23 protein-coding genes are annotated in these 25,914 nt (G+C 56.2%); 4 read left to right on the top strand and 19 right to left on the bottom strand.

The genetic code is table 11. The features are described 5' to 3' along the window. From AC6IZD_RS04770 to AC6IZD_RS04725, 10 genes are all read right to left on the bottom strand, one after another. On the bottom strand, positions 1 to 1,119 hold the full coding sequence (locus AC6IZD_RS04770) for an SDR family NAD(P)-dependent oxidoreductase (protein ID WP_497786539.1): 1,119 nt from the start codon (positions 1,117 to 1,119) through the stop codon (positions 1 to 3). Continuing rightward, on the bottom strand, positions 1,116 to 2,048 hold the full coding sequence (locus tag AC6IZD_RS04765; protein ID WP_497786538.1) for a glycoside hydrolase 5 family protein: 933 nt from the start codon (positions 2,046 to 2,048) through the stop codon (positions 1,116 to 1,118). Before AC6IZD_RS04765 ends, AC6IZD_RS04770 begins: the two co-directional genes overlap by 4 nt. An 83-nt stretch (positions 2,049 to 2,131) precedes the next feature. Further along, the gene (locus tag AC6IZD_RS04760; protein ID WP_497786537.1) at positions 2,132 to 2,923 is read right to left on the bottom strand and encodes a TIGR04290 family methyltransferase; all 792 of its coding nucleotides are present in this window, start codon (positions 2,921 to 2,923) and stop codon (positions 2,132 to 2,134) included. Between the two features lie 180 nt (positions 2,924 to 3,103). Next, entirely contained in the window at positions 3,104 to 3,250 is a 147-nt protein-coding gene (locus AC6IZD_RS04755; protein WP_497777129.1) for a lmo0937 family membrane protein, read from the bottom strand. A gap of 176 nt (positions 3,251 to 3,426) precedes the next feature. Further along, positions 3,427 to 3,915 (bottom strand): hypothetical protein, encoded by a 489-nt coding sequence (locus tag AC6IZD_RS04750; protein WP_497786536.1) that lies wholly within the window; start codon positions 3,913 to 3,915, stop codon positions 3,427 to 3,429. A 77-nt stretch (positions 3,916 to 3,992) separates the two neighbouring features. Beyond that, a complete protein-coding gene (locus AC6IZD_RS04745) occupies positions 3,993 to 5,522 on the bottom strand; it encodes a sigma-54-dependent transcriptional regulator (protein ID WP_497786535.1) in 1,530 nt (509 codons plus the stop codon). Next, entirely contained in the window at positions 5,504 to 5,851 is a 348-nt protein-coding gene (locus tag AC6IZD_RS04740) for a hypothetical protein (RefSeq protein WP_497786534.1), read from the bottom strand. Before AC6IZD_RS04740 ends, AC6IZD_RS04745 begins: the two co-directional genes overlap by 19 nt. Positions 5,852 to 6,148: 297 nt before the next feature. Continuing rightward, entirely contained in the window at positions 6,149 to 6,880 is a 732-nt protein-coding gene (locus AC6IZD_RS04735) for a hypothetical protein (protein ID WP_497786533.1), read from the bottom strand. Positions 6,881 to 7,071: 191 nt separating this feature from the next. Beyond that, positions 7,072 to 9,069, bottom strand: coding sequence for a WD40/YVTN/BNR-like repeat-containing protein (locus AC6IZD_RS04730; protein WP_497786532.1), 1,998 nt, complete (start codon positions 9,067 to 9,069; stop codon positions 7,072 to 7,074). 260 nt (positions 9,070 to 9,329) lie between these two features. Continuing rightward, on the bottom strand, positions 9,330 to 10,883 hold the full coding sequence (locus AC6IZD_RS04725) for an outer membrane beta-barrel protein (RefSeq protein WP_497786531.1): 1,554 nt from the start codon (positions 10,881 to 10,883) through the stop codon (positions 9,330 to 9,332). Between the two features lie 371 nt (positions 10,884 to 11,254). On the opposite strand from AC6IZD_RS04725, the gene AC6IZD_RS04720 reads away from it, so the two are divergent. Genes AC6IZD_RS04720 through AC6IZD_RS04710 form a run of 3 tightly spaced genes read left to right on the top strand, consistent with a single transcriptional unit; the run spans position 11,255 to position 15,225 of the window. After that, complete coding sequence (locus AC6IZD_RS04720) at positions 11,255 to 12,667, top strand: sigma-54-dependent transcriptional regulator (protein WP_497786530.1); 1,413 nt, start codon at positions 11,255 to 11,257, stop codon at positions 12,665 to 12,667. Positions 12,668 to 12,696: 29 nt separating this feature from the next. Next, entirely contained in the window at positions 12,697 to 14,607 is a 1,911-nt protein-coding gene (locus AC6IZD_RS04715) for a sensor histidine kinase (protein WP_497786529.1), read from the top strand. Between the two features lie 21 nt (positions 14,608 to 14,628). Next, complete coding sequence (locus tag AC6IZD_RS04710; RefSeq protein WP_497786528.1) at positions 14,629 to 15,225, top strand: hypothetical protein; 597 nt, start codon at positions 14,629 to 14,631, stop codon at positions 15,223 to 15,225. Positions 15,226 to 15,227: 2 nt separating this feature from the next. On the opposite strand, the gene AC6IZD_RS04705 is transcribed toward AC6IZD_RS04710, so the two are convergent. The 3 genes from AC6IZD_RS04705 to AC6IZD_RS04695 form a co-directional block, all read right to left on the bottom strand. After that, entirely contained in the window at positions 15,228 to 16,055 is an 828-nt protein-coding gene (locus tag AC6IZD_RS04705; protein WP_497786527.1) for a GNAT family N-acetyltransferase, read from the bottom strand. A 391-nt stretch (positions 16,056 to 16,446) separates the two neighbouring features. Beyond that, entirely contained in the window at positions 16,447 to 17,217 is a 771-nt protein-coding gene (locus AC6IZD_RS04700; RefSeq protein WP_497786526.1) for an SDR family oxidoreductase, read from the bottom strand. A 212-nt stretch (positions 17,218 to 17,429) separates the two neighbouring features. Continuing rightward, a complete protein-coding gene (locus AC6IZD_RS04695; RefSeq protein ID WP_497786525.1) occupies positions 17,430 to 17,750 on the bottom strand; it encodes a hypothetical protein in 321 nt (106 codons plus the stop codon). A 209-nt stretch (positions 17,751 to 17,959) separates the two neighbouring features. Here AC6IZD_RS04695 and AC6IZD_RS04690 point away from each other — a divergent pair, with 209 nt between their 5' ends. Next, complete coding sequence (locus AC6IZD_RS04690; RefSeq protein ID WP_497786524.1) at positions 17,960 to 18,733, top strand: enoyl-ACP reductase FabI; 774 nt, start codon at positions 17,960 to 17,962, stop codon at positions 18,731 to 18,733. Positions 18,734 to 18,802: 69 nt separating this feature from the next. Here AC6IZD_RS04690 and tsaE read toward each other — a convergent pair whose 3' ends face one another. The 6 genes from tsaE to thiE form a co-directional block, all read right to left on the bottom strand. Continuing rightward, a complete protein-coding gene (gene tsaE, locus AC6IZD_RS04685; RefSeq protein WP_497786523.1) occupies positions 18,803 to 19,303 on the bottom strand; it encodes a tRNA (adenosine(37)-N6)-threonylcarbamoyltransferase complex ATPase subunit type 1 TsaE in 501 nt (166 codons plus the stop codon). Beyond that, a complete protein-coding gene (locus tag AC6IZD_RS04680) occupies positions 19,272 to 20,855 on the bottom strand; it encodes an NAD(P)H-hydrate dehydratase (protein ID WP_497786522.1) in 1,584 nt (527 codons plus the stop codon). Before AC6IZD_RS04680 ends, tsaE begins: the two co-directional genes overlap by 32 nt. Next, positions 20,852 to 21,844, bottom strand: coding sequence for a potassium channel family protein (locus tag AC6IZD_RS04675; RefSeq protein WP_497786521.1), 993 nt, complete (start codon positions 21,842 to 21,844; stop codon positions 20,852 to 20,854). Before AC6IZD_RS04675 ends, AC6IZD_RS04680 begins: the two co-directional genes overlap by 4 nt. 144 nt (positions 21,845 to 21,988) lie before the next feature. Then, complete coding sequence (locus tag AC6IZD_RS04670) at positions 21,989 to 23,596, bottom strand: amino acid permease (protein WP_497786520.1); 1,608 nt, start codon at positions 23,594 to 23,596, stop codon at positions 21,989 to 21,991. A gap of 33 nt (positions 23,597 to 23,629) precedes the next feature. After that, on the bottom strand, positions 23,630 to 25,177 hold the full coding sequence (locus tag AC6IZD_RS04665) for an APC family permease (RefSeq protein WP_497786519.1): 1,548 nt from the start codon (positions 25,175 to 25,177) through the stop codon (positions 23,630 to 23,632). 89 nt (positions 25,178 to 25,266) lie between these two features. Then, positions 25,267 to 25,911 (bottom strand): thiamine phosphate synthase, encoded by a 645-nt coding sequence (gene thiE / locus AC6IZD_RS04660; RefSeq protein ID WP_497786518.1) that lies wholly within the window; start codon positions 25,909 to 25,911, stop codon positions 25,267 to 25,269. Positions 25,912 to 25,914 lie beyond the last annotated feature (3 nt).

The raw sequence follows: 25,914 nt of genomic DNA, 5'->3' as shown, positions 1-25,914 counted from the left end.
TCAGGCTGTAAGGCCGTAGGCGACTAGACGGCTCGACGCCTCCTCGACCCGATCCACCGCTTCCTGCGAGCGCAGCCACTGTACCAACTCTCCCACCGCTGATTGCAGCTTGTGGCGGGGACTGTAGCCCAACAGCCTATGTGCAAGTGAGATGTCTCCGAAGCAGTGACGGATATCTCCCGCACGGTACTTTCCTGTTATTTCCGCAGGCACCTCTACGCCGAGGGTCGATCCCAGAATGTTGGCCACCTCGCGAATCGTTACCTGCTGGCCGGAGCCGATATTCAGCGCATAGCCATCGGCTTCGCTGCGCTCCATCGCGAGCAGGTTGGCCTGCACGACATCATGCACGCTGACGAAATCCCTGATCTGCTCGCCATCTTCAAAGATCATGGGCGCACGTCTATTAAGCAGGCGCGAAGCAAAGATTGCAGCAACTCCGGTGTAGGGATTCGAGAGCGCCTGACGCGTTCCGTAGATATTGAAGTACCGCAAAGCGACGACAGGCAACCCATATGTGCGCCCGAACAGCAGGCACATCTCTTCCTGATCCTTTTTTCCCAAAGCGTAAATCGAGCTGCATTGCAAGGGCTTGCTCTCGCTGGTCGCGACCGGGCTCAACGGGCATCCGCATTGAGGGCACGCGACCTGCCACTGCTTGGCCTTGAGTTGCTCGGGGGGCCGTGTAGGAGGAGCAACCGTGCCGTGCTCTTCGCAGCAGTACTGGCCTTCGCCATAGATTGACATGGAAGATGCGACCACCAGCTTTTCCAGCGGCTTATTGCGATCGAGCAGCGCCTGCAGCAGGTTGGCAGTCCCCTGAGTGTTGATCTCCATGTAGCGTGCAATCTCATACATGGATTGACCCACCCCGACAGCCGCAGCAAAGTGATACACAACATCGACGTCGGACGTCACTTTGCGAAAGGCTTCTAGGTCGCGCACATCGCCGCGCACGAACTCGATGTCCTTTGCGAGATAGTCAGGCACCTTGCCGTGATGCACCTGATCGCTGAGATTGTCAAAGACTCGAACGGAATGTCCCTCGCGCAACAGCGCATCCACCGTGTGCGAACCGACGAATCCTGCGCCGCCGGTTACCAGGATCTTTCTGCTCATGCTTCCTCCGCTCCCACAACGATTTCACGTTCATGCGGCGCGCTGACGCCGGAGGTGCGGCCGCGCGATGCATAACGAGATACAGCCCAACTCGCAAATTCGGCGAAGTCTGCCGGATCCTTGGCTGGGCTGGTGTAGTGAGGAGCAACGCCAAGATGCTCTGGCGTGAAACAAAGTGTGATCGTTGTATCGAACTCATCGAGCGCTGTCATTTGACGATCGAACCACGCCTCGGATGCGGACCGAAACCAATCCGCCCAACTGATGCCGGTGCGAACAGCGCGCACTCCGAGCTGGCGCAGACGCTCGACGCCCATGTCAAGACGATGGTCCTCGAAGTGAAACCATTGGCACACGCCGAGGCCAGGGGGAAAATGGGACGCAGCTAATTTCGGCGATCCATCTTCGCGGAAGAGCCCCATGTAGTAATGGCGATAGTAGGCGCTGCCTTCGGCCTCCTTGTGGCGAGTTGTGGCGGTCCAGGTCGCCGGCAAATCGAAAAGACTGTACCAGTGCACGCGCTCAACCAACGGAAGAAGAAGTTCGGCAGTGCGCTGCATGCCGAAGAGTTGAACCTCCTCCGCGCCAAAGGAAGAAGCTCCTGCCTCGCTGACCCAAATGTTTTTGCTGCCAACAACTGCCCGAATCTCCTGCAGCTTCTTCGGCCACTCGGATATGTTCCAGTGATTCCAGTCAAGCGGAAATCCATGAACGGCGACGATGTCAACCGCATCGAGCACCCCATAGCCTGCGAGCAGTTCGATAAACCGTGGATCAATGGGAGAGATTCCACCGAGCACGATCTTGAGGTCTGGATTCACTTCACGGATGGCTTGCGAGCCAGCTTTTACAAGTGCAGCAAACTGCTTCCACTCGGGATCGATGTTGAAGTCCCAATGCGACAGATTATTGGGCTCATTCCACAACATTACGGCTTCCACCATCGGGGAAAGTACCTCGCACAGAAATCGCCTTGCAGCAGGCGCGCAGCTATCAGTTCGGAGAAACTCGATTACAGCGAACCTTCCAACTCCATGTGATGTACAAACTGCCCCTCGCGTGACCGCTGATTCGGGGTACATATCCAGGTTTCGCTCTCGGGGTGGGCCTCGATTTCGAGTCCAGAAGAGCGCAACATGGCTTCAGCAGCAGCGCGGTTGGGGATCCACCAGTTCGTCTGGTCGTTGGAATAGCTCTGCTCGACGAAATACATCTGGGGCCATGCGGGGTCGGCGAAAATGTCCTTGCGCCAGAAGTCGTAGTTGCTCTCCCACTGCTTCACGTCTTCCGAGCCGCGGATCATGGTCTGAAAGACAAGCTTGCCGCCAACCTTCGTGACAACCTTGTCAAGCGCATAGAGCGGATAGCGTAGGTGGTAAAGCACTCCCATGAAGATGACGAAGTCGAACTTGCCCGCTATCGCCTCGACGTCATAGACACTGCGCTTTTCCAACTCAATCTCGAGACCAAGTGTGCGCGACGCAAATCGCGCCTGCTCAAGGTAGCGCTCGCAGATATCAATGCCGAGTACGCGCTTCGCTCCGCGCTGTTTCATTTGCAGAGAGTAGAAGCCGCCATTGCAGCCCACATCGAGCACCGTGGCTCCGGTGAGATCCTGTGGTATCGCCTGCGATATGTGGCGCCACTTGACGTTGGGGAAATCGCCGAGAAAATGGTTGGGAGCAGTCTGAATCCCGTGGATGTCGATGTTGTGGAACCAATCGCCAAGCTCGGAGATCTGCTGTGCCAGTGCGTCGTGGGTAGCGGACGGTTCTGTCGAAGAAAAGCTCTGCAATGGTGGCATCGGACCTGTTAGGCGGTGGAACCGGGCGTGCCATCCCCGCCATTCGAAGTCTTAGAGGCACGGGCATCTACTCGGGATGCCTCACCGCCACCGGAGCCGAAACAGAACGTCACTGGCTGAACTATTTCGTACAAGCGCACTCGTCCGGCTGACGCACTCCGGCGACGGATTACAAGCACTCTAAACTGTGCGCCTTCCGGTCAGCAGATTGACAACTGCGATCACCAGCGCTACCACTAAGAGCAAGTGGATAAGAGAGCCAGCCACGTGGAATCCCCAGCCGAGCAACCACAGGACCAGCAGAATGGCGAAAATTGTCCAAAGCACGATGTTCCCCTCCGTTGGCCCTCGTCACAAGCGGCCACAAGCCTATGAGTGAAACAGCACGCCTGAAGTTGGCTGCTCACAAACAAAACTGTGTTGCAGAAAAAAGCGCGCGCAGCCGGAAGCTACGCGCGTGGCCGAGTGGAACAATGTTGCTGACAAAAGCTTCGTGCAAGAACTCAATTCACGCTCTCGAGCCGTGAGCGAACGCCGCTGGCCAGCCGACACACCGCTGTGAGCTTTTCCATAGCATCAGGGGGGATCTCAGGCGTGCGCATCGCGAGTTCGGTGGAGAGAAGGATGCCGGTGATCGCATCGCGAATTTCGCTACGAAGTTGTAGCTCGGCAGCACGGACGGCGATCATGCGTGACTCACGATTGCGACGCATTGCCTGACGTAACTCACGTGTGATGCGTTCGGCATTGCTGATCGCGAGGTTCACATAAACGGGCACCGCAAGCCCGAGATGATTCAGCATTGTTTCAAGCGCGTCCGAATCGACCTCGACCATCGGATCGTCCAGGATTACCGCCGAGTATTCGTTTTTACGCAGCATTGAGACGGCTCTGCGCACCGATTCGCAAACTTCCACCGACTCACCTATTGCTTGTTCAAGAGAGAGGCCGCATTCGACGCGGCGATTGCTGGATGTGACTAGAAGAATCATAGGGTCCTCTCTGGCCCAAAGGCGCACGTTGCTTATAGGCGCAGAACGCCCTGTGCACCGCGTTGGGGAACGTCACTCTACTGGAGAGCGCCGTACTCTTTCAGTTTTCGGTAAAGGGTCGTCTTGCCAATGCCAAGCAGGCGCGCAGCTTCGAGCTTGTCGCCATGCAGTTGGTTGATGGCGCCGAGAATTGCCTGCTTCTCTATCTCCGCAATGGGCAGAATGCCTCGCCGCGGCACGGCCTTTTCAGACGGCTGCTCATTAAGCTCGCGCCAGTTCTGAATCGACGTAGGCAGGTCCGCTATATGTATCGTGGGACCGCTCGTCAGAGCGCACGCTCGCTCAATGCAGTTTTCGAGCTCGCGGATATTGCCCGGCCACTCATAGCTGAGTAGCAGCTTTAGCGCATCGTCGCTGATGTTGCGCTGAATGCCTGTAGAGCGCGTAAGCCGCTCGAGGAAATGGCCTACGAGGAGAGGAATATCCTGCTTGCGTTGACGCAGTTGCGGGATCCGCAGGCTGAGTACGTTCAGTCGGAAGTACAGATCTTTTCGGAATGTACCTTGGGCAACAGCCTGCTCAAGATCGCGGTTCGTAGCAGCCAGCACGCGAATGTCTATCGGCACAGCCTTTGTTCCGCCGACCGGACGCACTTCCTTTTCCTGCAAAGCGCGCAGCAGCTTCGACTGCAAGTCGATCGGCAACTCTCCAATTTCGTCGAGGAAAATGGTGCCGCCATTCGCAGCCTGAAGCAGTCCGTCCTTATTCTTGATGGCTCCAGTGAACGCACCTTTCACATAGCCAAACAATTCGCTTTCGATGAGCGAAGGAACAAGAGATCCGCAATCAACTGCGACGAAAGGCTTATCGCGGTATGGGCCAGAGAAATGGATGGATCGCGCTACGAGTTCCTTGCCCGTTCCGCTTTCACCCATGATCAGAACTGGATGCGAGCTGTGAGCTGCCTTGGAAATGATTCGGTAGAGCTTTTCCATCTCCGGAGAACGGCCAATGATCGCGCCGAACCCTTCTTTGCTCTTCACCTGCTGACGCAGAATGCGATTTTCGCTGGAAAGCTGCAGGTGCCCCAGAGCTCGGTCGAGGATCAGGCGAAGCTCTTCGAGGTTGAAAGGCTTCGTGACGTAGTCATAAGCACCCTGCTTCATCGCCTGCACGGCCGACTGCACACTGGCGTAGCCGGTCATTACAATCACGACCGTTTCGGGACGGCGTCGCTTAACTTCCTTCAGAACCTCTAGGCCGCCAAGTCCCGGAAGCCGCAGATCGAGCAGAACCACATCGGTACTTGTGGTATCCAGAACTCGGAAAGCATGTTCCGCATTATCTGCAATATAGGTGGTAAAGCCGATGCTCTGGGCGACATCGCGACACCCCTCACGGATAGACCGCTCGTCGTCTACGATGAGCAAGTTCAGCAGATTCGCTTCCGACTTTTCCTGATTCGGGTCCATGGCTAGCGCGCCCAGAATTGTACTGATAGCCACCTCAGGTACAGTAGTGTCGATATCACGTATTCGTGTGCCGCCTGACACGTGGCAGTTGTGATTGGGCAGCCAACTCTGTTCGCCTACCCCTTGTAAATGCATTGCCAATCCCCTCCAAGCTGCTTTTGTTCCATTGCGCCGTTGCCAATATTCTTTTCACTTGCAGCACCAACGGCTGCTATTAGTTGCCGGCGAATTTCCCGCACTAGGTCACAGCCACGCTCACTGCCTTCGCAGATGTTCGTGACGTAGTGCCGCGTCGGTTCAGTTTCGAGCTTCTGCGACAGCAGGTCGCCCGCAATCGTGACTCCGGTGAGCACATTGGCCAGTTCGTGAAGGCTCTCTCGAATAGCCCTGATGACATCAGGATCCAGTACAACGACCCCGGGCTGATACATCGTCCCGGAGATCATCGTTTCTATCGTGTTCATTTCGGAGTTCACGCCCATACCATTGGCAATACATGTGCCAAAGTGGGTTAAAAATCACAAATCAAGTAGGATCAGCAACTTAGCTAGATTGGCAAGCATTTCTGGAGGTGGATGGCGCTGGCGAGGAGTTCCCAAATCGAAACTTGAATTGTGCAGGAAGCTGAAAGTTGTTTTGACTGAGAGACTTGCAATTTCGGGAATATTTCCTGGTTCGGGAGACAGGACGCCGAGGCGGGAATTACCTGTGGAAAACAGAACTGGGCTCCGGCCCAATCTACGAACCGGAGCCCCGAATTCTTACTGGATTGTGACTGGCTGACGCAACTGGAAGGTGAGTTGATGTTCCACATTGAAAGCAACGTCATGCTTTCCCGTTGCAGCAGCGGTTGCCGTACCCGCTCCGGCACCCACGGCAGAACCGATCAGGGCACCTTTGCCTCCGCCCATTAGGCCTCCGAGAAGAGCGCCGCCGCCGGCACCGCCTCCAATCCACGCGAGGTTGCGCTTCTTGTGCGAAGTACCCTTGGCACTCACATGCGAGGTGCGGATTGGAACGCTGCGGCCATCGATCTGGATGGTATCCAGGGAGAGCTCAAGGAATCCTGGATGCTCCAGGCGTCCTGAGTGCTCGGCGGAAACGACCTTGCCAATAACTTCGCTTCCCGCAGGAGCAACAGTCTGTCCATGCACGCGCAGCGGCGAGTTGAGAACAGCGTGGAATCGGTCTCCAGATTGAGCACTTGCCGACGAAATAGAATTCTGCAAGCGCACGTTGATGGCGGTACCCGAGGGAATCTCAATCGGCTGATAAGCAGGTGCACTTGCAGTCTGATTAGCTGGCGTATACCCCGCATTATTGGCCGTCGCCGCAGGATCGACCGGCGCAGGAACTTCGTTGCGGGTCGTGAGCGTGGGCGAGGAACCTGTGCCAGGCGTGGTGCCAGCGGCCGAGGCATCCTGCGAAACCTTGTTGCAGGCCGCCGTCAAGGCCATCGTGCTCGCAAGCAGTAACACGTAAATCTTGTTCATGAACTCCCTCCAGAGTATTACAACTGCTACATAGCAGATGAGGTGCCAACCTTCTCAGGATTCATTTTCAGCTACTTACAGGCGCTCAGGATTTAGCAGGTGAGTAGTTTTGACATACTTCTGGAGGAGATTTCCGGATAAGCGAAAGGGCATGGCGCTCGGCCATGCCCTGAGTGGGAAAGCATTGATGGTTAGTGTTGCCCCGAAGCGGATGCAGTACGGGTGTCCTCGACCAGAACTCCATTGTGCCGAGTGCTTACGTACAGCGTGCTGCCCTGCAGGAGAGCCCCTGTGATTTCGAACGAGGCCGCAGGCTGAGCGCTCCAGGTGTTTCCGTCATCGCGGCTCACGTACATTGTGCGAGAACCGATTGCAGCGGCAAAGAGCACGCCCTTTTCCACGCGAATTGAACTCACCTCGCGTGCGGGAAGCCCATTGAGCACGTGAACCCATTGCGGTGCCGCACTGGAATCCTTATCTACAGCCATCGCCAAGTGCAATGCACCCTCTCGCGTCGCGATCCAGACTGAATCGTCATTTGCGACCGTGACGGAGTAGATCCGGGTTACCCAGGTCGGAACCGATTGCCGAACCCAATGCTCACCTTCGTCCTTGCTCAGCCAGACCTCACGCAGGGTTGCAGCGGCAACCGACTTGTCGTGAGCTCCTACAGAGAAGAACGTCTTCTCGGAATCGATAGCTCCGCCTGTCCAGCTCTTCCCCTCGTTCTTACTGCTCAGGATGCCGTCATTCGTAGCTGCATACCAGTGGCCGTCGCCCAATGCGAGCGACCTCACCGGGCCCTCATAGGACGAATGAGTCACCAGCGCGGGCTGCGCCTTCGGCGTGATCATCTTGCCCTTCTTGCCTCGAACAGGCTTGCGCGCAGGAGCCGCCTTTTCGTGCACGACGTCTTTGGTGATTTCCCAGCGCTGTGCCTTGCTATCAAACAAGTACATGCCACGGTTTGTAGCGGCGATGAGCTGCCCTTTTACGGACTGGCGCACGTCAAACACGTCTCGTCCACCGAGACCATCGCTCATCTGTGACCACACACCGTCATGACCACGGAATACGCCACCGAATTCCTTGTCGTTCACCACTCCGGCATATAGTTCGGAAGCATCTTTCGTGTCGGCTATTACCGATGTGATCTGGCGCTGCGAGAAGCCGTCATTGGAAGGACGGAACGTCGCGCCTGCATCGTCGGAAACATAAACTCCACCGCGGTCGATGGCTATAAGTACGCGCCGGGCATTGCGGGGATCAACCAGAACATCGTTCAGAATGAAGTTCGACGGCGAGATCAGCTTGAACGTCTTGCCGCCGTCAACTGTCTTCCAGAGCCCTTCGGTAGTCCCTGCATAAACCGTGTTGGGATCCTTCGAATCCTGCTGCAACACTCTGGTGCGGCGTGCTGTGCCGGGAATTCCCTGCACTTTATGGAAAAGCTGCCCGCCGTTTTCGCTCTTGTAAATGCCCGAGCAGGCTGAGGCGAAGACGACCTGGGGGTTTGAGCGGTCGATGATGATCGAGAACACATCCGAATCATCGATCACGCCCTGCTTGATGCTGTTCCAGGTGGCGCCACCGTCCGTAGTCTTCCAGGGAAGATGCCAGGTACCTGCGTAGATGACCTTGGGGTCTTTCGGATCGATGGCAACCGACTCGAAGTTCTTCAGATCGGCATGACCAACGGGACTGATGCGCATCCAGGTCTCGCCACGATCGGTGCTGCGATAGAGTCCATCGAGCGCTCCAGCGATCAGGACTCGTGGGTCGGAGTCGGCCAGCGCAAGAGCCTGAACGCTCTTGCCACGGAGGTCGGCCGGTTCTTTCCAGGTGCGCCCGCCATCACGGGTGACAAAGAAACCTCCACCATTACCGGTGACGTTCCACGCTGCAACGTAGATCGTGGCAGGATGCGCTGGATCGAAAGCGATGTTTTCCAGCATCAGCTCATTGCCGGAACCGAGATGGGCAAAGTGCTTCCAGTGACGCCCACCATCTGTAGACTCAAACATCGCTCCAGCACCGGAACCAAGAAGGATGTGATCCGGGTTAGAAGGATCGTAGGCAAGCGCGCGAGCGTTTCCGCCATAAGGTCCTACCGAACGCCATTGAGCAAAAGCACTAGTAGCGATTAAAACCAGCAGCGTACAACAGAGAACAGACCAGCGTTTCAACATCGAATTCCTTTTCAATGTCCCGAGGCAGAGCTGCCTGTATCACTTTCTCTTGAATGAGGATGCGTCAAGATCGAACTTTGGCGATCACGGTTTTGCAATCCAGACTCCCGGAATCAAGGTCTACAACATGCAAAGTCGGCCTGATTCCGCACGGGCAAGAAAAATCCCGGCCAGATGGCTAAGAGATTAGCTCATCTGCCCGGGTTGAAGAATATGGGGAGCAGCACGTAAGTGCATACTCCCGGCGAACATAGGTTTTACTACTTGCGCGCCTTCTTATGTGCCGGACGTGCAGGAGCAGTGCGCGGAGTGGCCTTTACGGTTCCTTCGTTCACCACCTGCGTGTCTTGTGCCGGGAAGGTTGCACCAGCGGGAACGACCCACAGTTCCGTCTTCTGGTCGTCGCCGGTTCCGGTACGCACTTCAATGCGAGCCGGATCGATGCCCTTCTCCTTCACCATGTAATCCTTGGTGTTTACAGCGCGCTCAGCAGCGAAGTTGGCCTTGCGACCCTTCTTCGGGGTGTTTTCCTGAGCCGTTGCATAACCCACGACTACGCCCTTTGAATCAGGTGCAGCAGCCAGAGCGTCAGCATAACGATCGAGCTCGCCTTTCGCTTCGTTGTCGACGCGAGTGGGCCGCTTGAGGTCGTGCTTGAACTGAATGTTGCCAAAGTCGCTGGCAGTTGGCGGCGGCGGCGGAACATTGACCTTCACCGAAGCGTTGGACGAAGCGGTGAGGTTGCGATCGTCGCTGACCGTGCAGTTAACGTTGACCGTGCTGTCAGGAACGCCAGCGGTGTCCAGCGTATAGCTCGTTGGGCCGTTGCCTGTGAGGCGTCCAGCGGTCGAGTTGCAGTTATAGCTTAGCGGACGATTGTCGGGGCTGCTGCCATTTGCGGTGATCGTGACAGGTTCGCCAGCGGTCACAGTAGTGGGCTGAGCCGTGATCGACAACACAGGAGGATGCTTCGGCGGTTCGTTGATGCTGAACGCAGCCTGGCAGCTAGCTGTCTGCTGATGCTTGCCCTTGCCGTTGTCCACAACCTTGCCGGTAACGGTGTAGCTGCCCGGTGCAAGACCAGTGGTATCGACCTGCGCGGTCGGAGTCGTTCCGGTGACCTTGCCGCCGGTGGCCGAATACGAGTAGCTCAGGGTGCGCTTCGGCAAGAAGCCCGAAGGAGTGACAGTAACGGTGACCGGGGCTCCAGCATCGACTGCCTGCTGGTCAGCCTTACAGGTCGCGCTCACGACACCTTCTTGAGCGGGCACACCGAAGTTGAACAGAAGACCTGCCTGCAAACGAGCTCCGTCGAAATCAATGTTCGTGTGCGACGGATCGTGATACGCAGTCTTCACGTAGTCAACCTGGATCGGACGAAGCGTGAAGCGACGGGTTACAGGATATTCGAGGCCGCCACCCGCAATCGTCACAAAGCGGTACTGGTTGTTTGTAAACTTAGGATCCCAGTGCATGGCGCCAACGAACCCTTCGATAAAGGGCGTAACACCTTCCATGCGGAACTTGATCTGAGGTCCGATTGCCAGCGTGTGAGCCTTTGCAAAATCGTTGTAGTGCCCACCGCCGTCGATGGCGATTCCGGCCCAGTGATTGAGGTTGTAGGTGAGCTGAGCTCCCCAACCCTTATTGAAATCGGGAACTTTGGTGCCCGCGATGCTGCCTCCAGCGTGATACCACGAGTATCCGCCAAAGACTTCTACCTTCGGGGCCTCCTGCGTCTGTGCAGACAGAACAGACGCCGAGCAGAGGACGAATGTTGAAAGTAAAACAACTAATGAACGACGAAGCGACATTACGTGATCCTCCGAAACTTTGAAAACAGCTCGTCAGAAACTTTAGACAGCTCGTCAGAACCTAGAGTTGGTACAGGCGTTCGAAATTGAATCTGATTTCGTACTAGACTTGCCTTCCACTCGGGTAAAGGGATTACCCTTTCTTGCTGCTTACTTGATTGTAGCTCACTCAATGTTGCTGCGTGCGAGAGGGTGAATCTTTTTTATAAACTTGAGGTTCTCTGAATTATTGTGGCTGGAGAATTTAAACTCGAGCAAAAGTTACACAGAACTAAGTTCCTGCATCTAATTTACACGGTTGCCGAACAGGTACAGTGTTGCTAGCGGTATTCATTACACGGTAGTCAATGCTATGAAGGGACTCATTGCCGATGGGCTGGGAAAAAGTACTGATCGTTGAAGACGAGGAGCATGAGCGCTCAGGTCTGGCAGAACTAATCTCTGCTTGGGGTTACCGAACCGAGACAGCACGTGACGGCATGGAGGGGTTGGAGAAAGTTCAGTCATGGGACCCTGGCATTGTCGTTGCGGACCTAAAAATGCCACGCATGGACGGCATGGAATTGCTGGAGCGCGTTTCACAAAGCCCACGCGAGCTTTCCTTCATCCTGCTCACGGCACAAGGTTCCATTGACGCCGCCGTCGCCGCAATGAAGCTGGGCGCGTATGACTTCATCGAGAAGCCTGTCAACCCAACGCGACTCCGCAACATTCTGCAAAATGCGGCACGACAGCGCGGCACGGATCGCGAGCTCGAAGCGACTCGGCGACTGCTGCGCGATAGCGGCCAGCTTGGCTCCCTTGTTGGTTCGTCGCGCAAAATGCAGGAGATATTTCACCTGATCGAGCTCGTCGCTCCCAGCACCGCCTCGGTTCTCATCACCGGCGAGAGCGGTACAGGCAAGGAACTCGTCGCGCGCACGATTCACGAGCTTTCTACGCGCAAGAACAAACCTTTTGTTGCGATCAACTGCGCTGCGATTCCCGAAACGCTTATCGAAAGCGAAATCTTCGGACACGAAAAAGGCGCATTCACCGGAGCTCTGGAGCGTCGCACAGGATGCTTCGAACTTGCCGAGAGTGGAACGCTCTTACTCGACGAAATTGGTGAAATGCCGATTGGCACGCAAGCTAAGTTGCTTCGCGTACTCGAGGACCGAAAGCTGCGTCGACTCGGTAGTAAATCGGAAACGACCGTTGATGTGCGTGTCGTGGCAGCAACGAACAAAGTTCCCGAAGAGGCCGTTTCGCGGGGCGAACTGCGCACGGACCTTTACTATCGCCTGAATGTTTTCAACATTCACATGCCGCCGCTGCGCGAGCACAAGGAAGATATCCCCAGCCTGACCGACACGATGATCAAGGAGATGAACAACAAGCATCAGCGCAGCGTCAGGACCGCAAGCGATTCTGTCATGCAGTTGTTCGACTCGTATTCATGGCCGGGCAATGTGCGCGAGTTGCGAAATACGGTAGAACGTGCGGTGATCGTATGCGACTCCAGCGTGATTGAGCCGCGTCACCTGCCGCCATCATTTGGCTCAAGTCCTTCGCGCATGCCGATCAATGATGCCGATGCAATCCACGTTGGTGTAGGCACCACAGTAGACGAGGCCGAGCGTCAATTGATCATGAAAACTCTGGAATCGACGCACAATAATAAGACCCGAGCAGCCGAAATACTCGGCATCAGCCTAAAGACATTGCACAATAAATTGAAGGAGTACGGGACACAGGGGCAGGTCACATCTGGCGCAGTCGCCGGGCATCAAGCCGGAAACTGACTAAGACCGGCTCTCCGCCTCCACGTTCAATGCCACGACTGAGACTTAAGACTAAGTTGGTGCTCGCCATCACCGGAATGGTGTTCATTCTGGTAGCCACTCTTTCGTGCATTTACATTTCGCAGATGCTCCGGCAGCGAATCAACGAGAGCTACGACAACGCAGACTTCATCGCACATCAGGTTCTGCATGCCGCACGCCAAGCACTGGAAACTGAGCTGCCCGGAAACATCCCGGACCCACAGAACTCTACTCAGGCCCACGATGCAATAGCAACAATCCTGCAGCGGGACAAGGCGAGCGACATGCTGTTGCAGTCCGTCTTGGGCTACAACGCCGAGGTTTATGACGCAGGACTCGTGGATCGCAACGGAATTGCTCTGATTGATACAGACGCTTCTTCCGTTGGCAAGCCTATACCGCGACGACCTCCGCTTTCGGGACTGCGCGATGGCGGATTCCTCGATCAGCTTCGGGCTGTGTACGGCCCGGCACGTGTGTATGAAGTAACCTTGCCCCTTCAGCGACAAGGGACCCCATTCGGCGAAATTCGCGTCGGGCTCTCAACTCTTTTCCTGAAACAGGAGTTGGTGCCGCAGCTCAATCGCGCTCTGCTGCTTTCAGGATCGGCAGTCTTACTATCGCTTATCATTGCGGCTGCTTTGTCGAATCTCGCATTACGCCCCTTGGAATTGATTGCCCGCCGTCTGGACGCGATGACGGCAGAAACCGGCAGGCCTGAGCCGGAGGTTGAACGGAAACCCGAGCACACGGACGAGTTTGGAGCGGTCAGCAACAGAATCGATCGCTTAGGCAGACAAATCCACGACGTACGCGAGGTCTTCTCTGCACTGAAGGAAAACCTCGACCAGCTCATGTCCACCCTGCAGGACGGTCTGATCCTGTTCACGCGTGACGGACGCATCGTGCTCGTATCCGCTTCTGTTGAGCGCTTTGTGGGCCGCCCGCGCAGCCAAATGCTGGGTCACATGGTCGATGAGGTCTTTGACGATTCCAACCGGCTCGGGCGCATCGTGCTCGACGCATTTGCCCTGCGGCAGGAAGTTCCGTCCCGAGAAATTGAGATGGAACAAGGGCGCCGCGTGCAAATGTCTCTCGACTTCATCTCTGAGCGCGGCGTGCCCATCGGTGCCCTGCTTACGGTGCGTGATGCGGAATCGGTTCGGCGCATCGAAAATGAGATTGAATTATCGCGACGCCTTGCGGCAATCGGCAGACTGACTTCGGGCGTTGCTCACGAAGTCAAGAACCCAATCAACGCCATTGTTATTCACCTTGAGATCCTGCGCGAACGCATCCTGCAACTCGATCCTGAAACGCGTCGGCACATGGACATCATAAGTTCGGAGATTCATCGGCTCGATCGTGTGGTCAAAACCTTGGTGGACTTCTCTCGTCCGGTCGAGTTGAAGCTGACGCGAATCGATCTGCGCACGCTGGCACACGAAGTGGTCGCACTATCAGGTCTGGATGCACTCTCCCACAACGTGGAAGTGGTTCAGAACTTGGGGCAGGAACCGCTGCCCGTCCGTGTGGACGCAGACCTGATCAAACAAGCTATTCTCAACGTTTTGATCAACGGCGTTCAGGCTATGCCCGACGGAGGCACGCTGACGATTCGCGCCTTTACATCCGGCTATGCTGCGGTTCTAGAAGTGCATGATACTGGCCCAGGTATTCCATCAGAGATTCGCGACAAGATTTTCAATCTATACTTCACTACGAAGAAGTCGGGCAGCGGAATCGGCCTGGCACTAACTTATCGCGCTATGCAGTTGCACAACGGCGCGCTTGATCTTGATTCGACTCCCGGCGAGGGCACGACCTTCCGCTTCATGCTTCCGCTGGCTGAGCCTGAAACTTCCGCAGAGAGAACTCCGGACGCGATGAACGAAACCGTGATCCCTCCGCCGCACTGAGATATGCTGGCAAGAAGAAATATGTTCTCTTTTCCTTTCGATCTACGTACTTTGTCACCTCGCTCGCTCACGGGCACGGCTCTAGTCATCGCTCTGCTCGCCACGGGATGCGCGAAGAAGCCGGTCCGCACTACACCCATGGTGCTTGTGCCGACGATTGAAACTGAACCGCAGCCCGCGCCGCCTTCGCCAAATCCCCCCGCCGAGAACGCAAACTCGATTCCCGTACCTGTTCCGGCCAACACACCGCAACGCGACTCTCAAAAGCCCAAGCCTAAACCGCGCAAGCCCGTTCCACGAAGACCGGCGCAGCCGTCTGTAGCGGAGGCTCCCAAAGCGGAACCACCGAAGACGCCTGACAACTCAGTGCAGATTACGGCAGACGTACCACGCGCGGCCGTTCAGTCGCAGCGGCAGAATGCGGAGAACCTGAATCGCAACTCCGAAGGCAAGCTTTCGCACATAACGAGAGCGCTGAGCGATGCCGAGCAGAACATGGTGCGGCAGGCGAGAAACTACATTGCCCAGTCAAGCCAAGCACTGCAGGGCGGAGATATCGAACGAGCCTACAACCTGGCTGTGAAAGCAAATCTGCTGGCCAACGAGCTTTCGAAGTAACATCACTCAGTTTTCGAAGGTAGTTCGAACTTCACCCGCGTGTAAGCGATGCGAAAGCCTTTGCGCTCTCCATTGCGCTGGCTGGCACTTCCCGGCGCGGCACAGAACATCGCCAGATCGCAACCGGCCTCTGACGCGAAGCGAAGCCGTGCTTCGAGCAGTGCATTCTGTGCACCGCGGTGACGAAATTCCCGTATTGTGCTCGCCCCCGCCAGCAGAGCTACGCCTTCATGCATCAGAAGATCGCCCGTCGCCACAGGCTTACCCTCTATCTCTGCGATGAACGACGTATCGTTGGAACGCGAAGCGATGACCCGCGCCAGCTCTAGTATTTCGTCAGCGAACTCGACCTCGCCAGCCCATCCCTTGGACGAGGTCTGAGCCCAGAGCTCACGTTCGTCCTCGCCTATCATGCGTACATTCACTTCAGGATTTGGTGTGTATGTGGATGGCGTGCGCTCATCGAGATCAAGGAACATGACACTCGTAAACTCGATAGGCCTGTAGCCGCGTTCATTGAGCATCGCAAATACCGCAGGATCGGCCAGTGGGCTCACTTCATGAAAAACAGTGGCGCACCGATCATGGTAGAAATCCTCGATGTTGTTCAGTTCCGCTGCGGTCGGCACCGCGAAAAGTCCAAGGCCCAGAGTCTGCGTGCAGGGCGAGGACAAACCATCAAACATGGCGTATGCCCCCGCGACTTCGATCCAATTCGCGCCGGAACCCGGATCTACGCGCGCTCGTGTTTCCACCAAGCACGCATTTGCCGCAGCCTCAGTACGTTCCAATCGGCGGGACAGAGCGACATCGACGAACACTCGTTGCATAGAAAGACCTAAATCAGTTTCCCGAGATCAACTTCCGAGCACGAGCCAAGTCGTGGGGAAACAGATCAGGTGGCACCGCTATTCCTGCGGTTGCAAGCTGATACCGGGCACAGGACATCTTGTCATCGCGGCAGTAAGTCTGCTTCATAAGCTCACTGGCAATCGGCATGTTTGACATCCTGTCATGAAAGAAGGGACACTTCTCGAGTTTTTCGCAGTCCGCCATCAATCCTCCGCTATCGGCAAAAGAACACATCCGATTTCGAATACCAAATTTACTACCCCGATCAGGATCGAAACCTTGGATTTTCGCCAACTTACAAACGGAGGTGCCTGCACGCTCCCGTTTTGGGAGGAGCAGGCATTTTTGTAATCGGAGGCTGGCGAACAGCTAGTTTGAACCTACAGGTTTTGACATTGCCTCATTCAATCCATTGAAAACCTGGTCGTAATGGCCGCTCTCGGCGGCGAAACGCAGCGGCTTCACTCGTTCGACACAGATCTCATCGGCGGCAGGTTGCGTCGTGAGAATCTGCATAACTTCGGTGATGAACTCTTTCAGCGGCATGGCTCGAGGATCGTCGGCACCGTCCATGAGATCGGTCTGCACGTACGGCGGAATCAGCTCGATCACATCGGTGTTGCCGCCCTTTAGCTGGAACTTGAGCGATTGCGAGTAGGAATGGATCGCTGCCTTGGTCGCGCAGTACGTGGGAGTAAGAGCCAGCGGGACAAATGCAAGTCCGGAGGACACGTTCATGATCGTGGAGTGAGGCTGCTTCCTAAGCATGGGCATGAGCGCCGAGGTCAACCGAATAGGTCCAAGGAGGTTGGTCGTAATCATTGCCTCGGAATCGCCAAGGTCGGCAGGTTCAGCCAATAGACTCTCCGCCCGCATGATTCCGGCATTGTTAATGAGCACGTTCAACGATGGGAACTCCCTTGTGACCTGCTCAGCAAAGCGTAAGATGGCTGCTCGGTCCTCGATGTCGAGCGTGAGAGACTTCATGCCGGGATTGGCAGACGTAACCTCATCCAGCACCTGCTTACGTCGCCCTGCGATGATCACCTGATTGCCAAGTGCATGGAAGCTTTCGGCCAGCCCGCGTCCGATACCAGATCCGCCGCCCGTAATGAGAATGGTGTTGCCCGTCATTTTCATCTTGCTTGTGCTCCGAAATGAAATCGCGAAAACAAGTATCTGATGAGCGATGTCGCCCAGAGTTTCAAATCGACTTAACGATAAACCATGGTGCGAACAGGCAGCAGCCTCGGAGCAGCGTGTCGGAGTTACAGAAAGCAAGCAAAACAAAGCCCGTCGCGGGGGACGGGCCTTGCTTACTGCGTTTATGAATGAAATGAATCCGCCTGCAACTATAGGTCTTCCGCTTTCTTAAGGGATTCCACTAAAACCCTGAGAACCTCTTTGCAGTTGGCGCCGTCGGCGAGAGCTTTTTCCGCCGGTTCGAAAATCCGATTGACTTCGGGGCGCATGGATTCGCGAATATGGTCGCATTCCGCTTCCCAGCTCTTGTTGTGGAGCACGCGAAGGAACGTGTGGGCCGCACGGGAGCGGAGGTGCTGCTCCTTGCAGAACTTCACGAACTCAACACAAGCTCCTCGGGGCGGTTCCAGCACAGGCAATCCCTGCCCTTCTTGAACTGCCGTCGTCGTGTCGAGAGTCTTGGTCGTCATAAGGACTACAACATAGCCGCGTTTCACCGGCCTCGAAGTGATTTGCCTCACAAAGTTATGTGACCATATGCATTTCAAGAATCAGTCGCGCCTCTTTGCTCACCGAGAGGCAGTGCTTCAGGGCCAAGATTTCCAGTTAAGCGCGTGGGCTGCTATCCTTTGAACAAAGGTTTCATTCCAGTTTTCGATAATCAGGAGCACGAACATAGATGGCAAATAGCCTGGAAGGGCGCGTGGCCGTTGTTTTTGGTCTGGCAAACAAGCGCAGTATCGCCTGGGCCATCGCCCAGAAGTTGCACGCGGAGGGCGCGCAGATCGCAATTACTTATCAGAACGAGAGGCTTCGACAGGAAGCAGAAGACATGATCGAAAGCCTGCCCGGCGCGCAAGGTTTCCAGTGCGACGTTACAAAGGACGAGGAAATCACCGAAGTTTTCCGCCAGATCGGCGAGAAGTACAACGGCAAGATCCACACGCTGGTTCATTCGGTCGCCTTTGCTCCGGCCGACGAGTTGAAGAACGACTTCCTGCTCACCAGTCGCGAGGGCTTCCGCATCGCACACGAGATCAGCGTTTACTCGCTCATTGCTTTGGCTCGCGGAGCGGCGCCACTTATGACCGAGGGTGGCAGCATCATGACGCTCAGCTATCTCGGCAGCGAGCGCGTTATTCAGAACTACAACGTGATGGGCGTGGCGAAGGCCGCGCTGGAAGCAAGCGTGCGTTACCTTGCCGCATCTCTTGGACCGAAGGCGATTCGCGTCAACGCTATTTCCGCCGGACCAATCAAGACGCTGGCGGCTCGCGGCATCGGTAATTTCAACGACATTCTGAAGATTGTTTCCGATCGCGCACCGTTGAAACGCAACGTGGAAACGAGCGAAGTGGCTGCGACCGCGGCATTCCTTGCCTCCGAAGGTGCAGCAGGCATCACGGGTGAAGTCATTCACGTGGATTGCGGCTACAACATCATGGGCTACTAGGTCCGCAGAGAACGCAAAATCAAACGCCGCGTCCAGTCAGGGCGCGGCGAAACTGTCTATGGCAAAGTGCTAGTTGCCGATGTTCAGGCGAACACTTCGCTCGTCGTGTCCGATACGGCGGATCACGATTTCCGCGTCTTTCTGCTGCAAAATGCGCGGGAACTTCTCGCCCCATTCGATCAGCAGCACGTTGCGATCCTCGGTCATCAGGTCTTCAAGTCCAAGGGAATCTACCTCGCCGGGCTTCTCCAGCCGATAGAGATCGATGTGGAAGACGTCCTTATCGGGGCCGTGGTACTCGTGAATTAGCGTGAACGTGGGACTTGTAACATCGTCGGCCTCTGCTGCGCCAAAACCTTCGGCAATGCCTTTGACCAGTGTCGTCTTTCCGGCGCCAAGGTCGCCTCGCAACAACACTACATGTGCATTCCGCAAGTCGGAGGCCAGCTTTCGTCCGAGTTCGACAGTTTCATCGGCGGAGTGCGAAGTGAATTCCCGGGTCATTGCCCGAATCATAGCATCGAGCGTGCAGAATGCGTCAGCAAAGGCGAATGTTTTTCGCTTTCGCACGATGCCGCATTCTGCGGAAGCCCACAGGCAGATACCGCAACAGATCGGTTGCGACCATGGACTCTTCGCCCGTATGGGCCACTGCAGCGTCGGCGACCAGGCCGTGCATGTACACAGCAGCGCGCACCGCCTCCTCGACTCGGTTCGGGAACTGCGCGACGGTTCCGGCAATCATGCCGGTCAGGATGTCTCCGGTTCCTCCGGTTGCCATTCCGGGGTTTCCCGTGGTGACAACCCAGACTTCTCCGTTGGGATAGCCGATCACGGTACGGAAACCTTTCAGAACCAGAATGCAGCGATGGCGGCGAGCGAAGTCTCGTGCGACAACTACACGGTTCGACTGCACTTCGGGCACGGACTTTCCAATGAGCCTCGCCATCTCGCCGGGATGCGGTGTGAGGATCAGAGCGCGACTGCCGCCCTGCAAAAGTTCGGGTGAGCCCGCGAAAGCATTGACCCCGTCAGCGTCGAGCACCACGGGCACATGCACGTTTTTGACTATACGATGCACGAACTCGGCAACGCCAGGCTTCTGAGACAATCCAGGACCAATGGCCACGACGTTGCGCGATTTTGCGAGTTCGAGACAATGCGCAGCGTCATTCGGCGAAGCACTCGAAGCCGCCAGTTCGCCCATCGGTTCCGTCATCAGTTCAGCGGCGAAGGACGCAACTGAAGACAACACCGCACCCGGCGTCGCAACCGTTGCCAACCCGGCTCCAACCCGCAAAGCTGCCATGCCGCACATGGCTGCTGCGCCACTCTTGCCAAGCGCCCCGGCGAGCACGAGCACGTGTCCGAAGCGTCCCTTATTGCTATCCAGTGCGCGAGGAGAGAACAGGGAGGCGACTTCGTGCGGAGTTACCGTGTGAAGGTGCTGAGAGGAAACGATAGCCGAGTCCGGTGTACCAATTGGAGCCACGACAATCGGTCCGCGCGTCAACTGCGCGAAACCGTGAGCAAGCTTTGGAGCGGTGAATGTGACCACTGCACTCGATCGGCAAACAACAGCCTCGTCAGGCAAAGCGGTCGCATCGGCGTCGGCCCCGGAAGGCAGATCCACGGAAAGAACGGGCGCCGAAGTTGCATTGATGGCGCGTATTGCGGCTTCAGCCAGCTTTTGCGCCGGCGAAGCATCCATGCGCGGCTTGTATCCAGTGCCGAAGATCGCATCGATGATCAGGTCGGCTTCAGCCAGGCTTCTGGTGGATTCGCGTTCGACTTCCTGTTCACTGCTCAACACGATCGGACGCACGGGCAGCCGGGCCAGCATATTCGCCGCATCCGCTTTCAGACTATTTCTCGGACCAAGTAGCAGAACCTCGACGACTTTTCCTGCACTGTGCAAGCGACGTGCCGCCACCAGGCCATCGCCACCGTTATTACCGCGCCCGCAGATAACGATAACGCGGTTGGCACTCGCCCAGTGCTCGCGAGCGAAGTTCGCCACGGCGGTGCCTGCATTTTCCATCAGCGCCAGCGAATGCACCCCGTGGTGCTGAATTGTGACGCGGTCGATTTCTTGCATCTCGGCGGCGGTCGTAATCTTCACTTTTTCGCTCCAGCCAGCATCTCAAGTTGTCGCAGATTCGCAGGTTCACCCATCACAATGAGATGATCGCCCGCGCAAAGGCGAGCGTCCGGGGCAGGACTATACTTCATATCTTCGCCTTCCCTCTTGATTGCCAGCACTGTGATTCCGAGGTCGTGGCGAATACCGGACTCGCGCAGTCCTTGTCCGACGTAAATCGACGACGGGTCGATTGTCAGTTCCTCGAGCTCCAGCCCAAGTTCATCGCTTCGCAGTAGCGCGACTTCAAGGAAATTGATGACATGCGGGCGAAGGAATGCCTGTGCGATACGAAATCCGGCAAAGCCATAAGGCGAGATCACCTGATCAGCTCCGGCAGTCTTCAGGTGCTTCTCTGCCGACTCTTCACTAGCCCGGGCAATAATCTTGATCGAGGGGTTCAAGCTGCGTGCAGTCAGAACAATGTAGGTGTTTGTCGCATCCGTAGTAGTCGCGGCCACAAGTCCGGCGGCCTGATCGATTCTGGCTGCTCTCAATTGAGCTTCCTGGGTAGCATCTGCGTGGACAACCAACCAGTTCGTCTCGGTACGAATCCTCTCGGCCTTGGTCTCATTGTTGTCGAGGATGATGAATTGTGCCGGTTTCGTCATCAGTTGGCGAGCGACGGCACGCCCTACGCGTCCGGCTCCGCAAATGATGTAATGCCCGTGCAAACGTGCAATCTCACGTTCCATTCTGCGCCTGCCAAATATTTTGTTGAACTCGAACTCCAGGATCCACTGTCCGAGGACTCCAAGAATGAGAAATACCAGTCCCACACCAGCACAAATCAGTGCCACGTTGAAGTAGCGGCCCATAGGTGATAGCGGGTGCGTCTCGCCGTAGCCGATAGTTGTCAATGTGGTGAGCACCATGTAAAAGCCGTCGAACCAGCTCCAGTGCTCGATGTAATGGAAGCCCGCCGTACCTATGGAGATGACCAGCAGTAGTGCCGCCATCAGAAACTTCATGTTTCTCAGTGCCCGCATAATTGCTCTGGCGGCGATTGTACCTGCATTACGGGAGTGCCGAAAAGCAACTACCGTGGTGCACCTCATTGGGCAAAGAAAAAGCGCCCTCATCCAGAGGGCGCTTGGAGTGTTTGGAAGCGATCCTTAGTCCGCTGAAACTGCGGTGTTCACATTGGCTGCCTGCACTCTGCTGTGGTGTCGACCGTACAAGAAATAGATGAACAGACCAATCACTAACCAGATGAAGAGTCGTGCCCAGTTCACCCATCCCAACTTGTACATCATGTAGCCGTTGAACAATACGCCCATGATCGGCACGAACGGAACCCAAGGTGTGCGGAACGGACGGTTCTGCGTGGGATTCGTATGGCGCAACACAAGTATCGCCACACACACGATGACGAACGCCAGCAGGGTGCCGATGTTCACCATCTTGCCGATGTCGTCGATCGGTGTCACGCTGCCGACGATGGCCGCAAGCAGGCCAACCAGAATCGTGTTCTTGTAAGGCGTGCGGTACCGGGGATGGATGGAGCTGAAGAACTTTTTCGGCAGCAGACCATCATTAGCCATCGCGTACAACACGCGAGTCTGGCCGAGCAACATGACCAGCATCACGCTTGTAAGTCCAGCCAGTGCTCCGGCCGTGATAATGTGCGAAGCCCATCCAAGGTTGCGATCAGAAAACGCGTGTGCAATTGGCGCTTCGATGTTTACTTCGCGCCAGGGAACCATGCCGGTCAGAACGGCTGCGACAGCGATATACAGCAGCGTACACACGACAAGCGAGGTGATGATTGCAATAGGCAAGTCGCGTTGCGGATTCTTCGCCTCTTGCGCCGTTGTGGAAACGGCGTCAAAGCCGATATAGGCGAAGAAGATGTATGCCGCCCCTGCGCCGATTCCCGAGAAGCCAAACGGAGCGAACGAATGCCAATCAGTGCCCCAGTTGCTGGAACTTATATACCGCATCCCGAGCGCGATCACGAATAAAACTACGGCGACCTTGATCGTCACGATAGCGGCGTTGAAACGTGCGCTCTCCTTGATGCCCACGACCAAAACCCAGGTAATGATCAGAGCGATCAGGAATGCGGGAAGGTTGAAGCCTATCTCAGCCCCGAAAAGGTGCGGAGCACCGAGCAGTGCATGTGCGCGTTGCGCCAACTCCGCAGAACCGCTGTGCTTGAGAGCATCAAGCGCCTGCAGGAATCCCTGCGTTCCCGGCGTCAGTTCCGGATGCGAGGCCTGGATCATCTGCCGTGCAACCATATCCTGCGCGGTGCGCAGTGCCGTCCAGTGGTCATAAGCCAGCCACAGCGGAATCTTGATCTTGAAAATGCTCATGAACTCGATGAAGTGGTTTGACCATCCCGAGGAGACAGTGCTCGCACCCATCGCGTACTCAAGAGTGAGATCCCAGCCAATAATCCACGCAAACAACTCGCCAAGTGTCGCATACGCGTAAGTGTACGCACTGCCTGCCAAGGGAATCATGGCAGCAAACTCCGCATAGCAAAGCCCTGCAAATGCGCAACCAAGACCGGAAAGGACAAACGACATCATCAAACCCGGACCGGCGTAGTGTGCACCAAGCCCTGAGAGCACAAAAATGCCAGCGCCGATGATCGCGCCAACTCCGAGCGCCGTCAGCGATACAGGTCCCAACTCACGTTTAAGACTGTGCTCATTCTCTTCGGACGCTTCGTTGAGAAGCATATCCATTGGTTTCTTGGCCAGCAGCTTTAACATTCGGTTTTGGGATCTCCTTCGCTCTTGGGTACATCAATCCGCGGCGCTGACAGCTCTAGTCTGCCGCGACCACAGAAAATAGACCGGGATACCGAGTAGGACAATGACTAGTCCCGGCCAAGTGTATTGAGGTTTGTAAAGCAATAAGACTACATCAATGAATACGGCCATCACAATGTAGATGGCCGGAAGCCACGGGTATCCAATGGCGCGGTAAGGCCGCGGAGCCTCCGGACGAGTGCGGCGCAGAACAAAAACTCCAGCTAATGTGAGCACGTAGAAAAGCAGCACGGCAAAAATTGTGTAGTCGAGTAGCTGTCCATAGCTTCCGCTCAGGCATAGAAAACTGGCCCAGAGAGCCTGAACGATCAGCGACAGATGCGGAGTCTTGAAGCGAGGATGGAGTCGTCCGACTGAGTGGAAGAACAATCCGTCGCGAGCCATGGCGTAGTACACGCGTGATCCGGCAAGTATCAAACCGTTGTTGCAACCAAAGGTCGAGATCAGGATCGCCAAAGCCATCAACTTGGCTCCGCTCTGCCCCATAATCTGCTGCATCACCGCCGTGGCGACGCGATCTTCAGACGCATACTGGATGCCGCGCCCGACGCTGGTCATTGAATAAGGATCGCCCCACAGCGGAAGCACCATCAGATAAATGAAGTTGACGGCAATGTAGATCAGGATGACCGTGCCCGTACCAAGTGCTAGCGAAAGCGGTAAATTGCGCTGCGGGTTCCGAACCTCGCCTGCAGTAAATGTCACATTGTTCCAAGCGTCCGCAGAAAACAGCGATCCCACCTGCGCCACCGCGATCACAGTGATCGCCGAGACTAATGCTGTGGCCCCACTCACTCCAATCGGAATCTTGTGCAAGGAGTGAAGTCCGGCATGCAGCCAGAAATTCGCACCGAAGTTCGCGCTCACCGCCTCCGGTGTCATGCCGAACCAGATACCAAGTACCACTAATCCAAGGAGAGCCGCAATCTTGGCAGTCGTGAACACGACCTGGACAAACGCTCCCGTCCTTACCCCAAAGACGTTCACGACCGACAACAATACAATCGTCAGGATCGCGACCAGGTTCTGTGTGTTCAATCCCACTTCCATGTTGCCCAGTACCACTGGGCCGATATGAACGGCAGGAACTTTCCAAATGTGCAGAATCCAAGTGGTTGAAGATACGGATGGCAGGAACACGCCCAAGAACTTCCCAAAGGCAACAGCTACGGCCGCAATCGTGCCGCATTGAATTACCAGAAATAGCGTCCAGCCATACAGGAACCCCCACAAAGGACCGAGCGCTTCGCGCAGGTACACGTACTGCCCACCCGCCTTTGGCATCATGGCGGCCAGCTCACCGTAGGACAGCGCGGCGACTATGGTCATGAAGCCCGTCACCAGCCAAGCGGCAATCAGCAACGCAGGCGAGTCCACGAGACGAGCAATATCAGCTGCGACAATGAACACGCCTGAGCCGATCATGGAGCCCATTACAAGTGTGGTCGAGCTAGTTAGCCCGAGTCCTTTAACAAACTCCTGATCCTGGCTTGTTTCCGACACCTTTGTAAGCTGACTCACTACTCTCCTTGAACGAGAAAAGAGATGCGTGCTCTGCGACAGGTCTAAGCGGCTGGACTCCAGCCGCTCTCGAAGCTTTGATGAGAACTCTACATCATCAGCCGGAAAAATTCCCTAGCCGATTGGCGGGGGGTGCGGCAAAGGTCTCCGATAACGGCCACGGAATCCGCTCCCGCCCGCAGCACGGCTTCTGCGTTTTGTCGGGTGATGCCCCCTATAGCCACGAGAGGAAGGTCGTGGGCTGAAGCGTCGCGGAGTCGCTTCGCTTCCTCCACTCCAGCGAGACCGACAACCGGATCAGGATTCAGCTTGCTTCCGGTTGCGAAAACTGGGCCGATGGCAACGTAGTCCACCGGCTTCGTCAGAGCGTCCGACATCTGCTCGATATTGTGGGTCGAGAGGCCCACCTTGCGCCCGGCTCCGACGACTAGGCGCGCACCCTCGGGAGATAGATCCTCCTGCCCAAGGTGAACCCCATCGAATCCTGCCGCCACGCACAGATCAGACCGGTCGTTCATGATTAGCGTGATGCTGGGAAGTATGCGCCGAAGCTCACGCGCTTGTGCGAGCACTGCGCGGGCACTCAGGGTTTTGGCGCGATACTGCATCAGCGTACAGCCGCCCTCGGCGAGTTCTCGTGCATGCTCACACACGCACCGCAACAAATCGCCGCTTCCAACAATAGCCGCGAGAGCATCGGCATCAACGATCGGATACAGCAGCGGAAGCTTCATTGC

Source organism: Koromonas humicola, assembly GCF_059726255.1.
The sequence above is the reverse complement of the archived record's forward strand: the minus strand, read 5'-3'. Positions and strand labels throughout refer to the sequence as shown.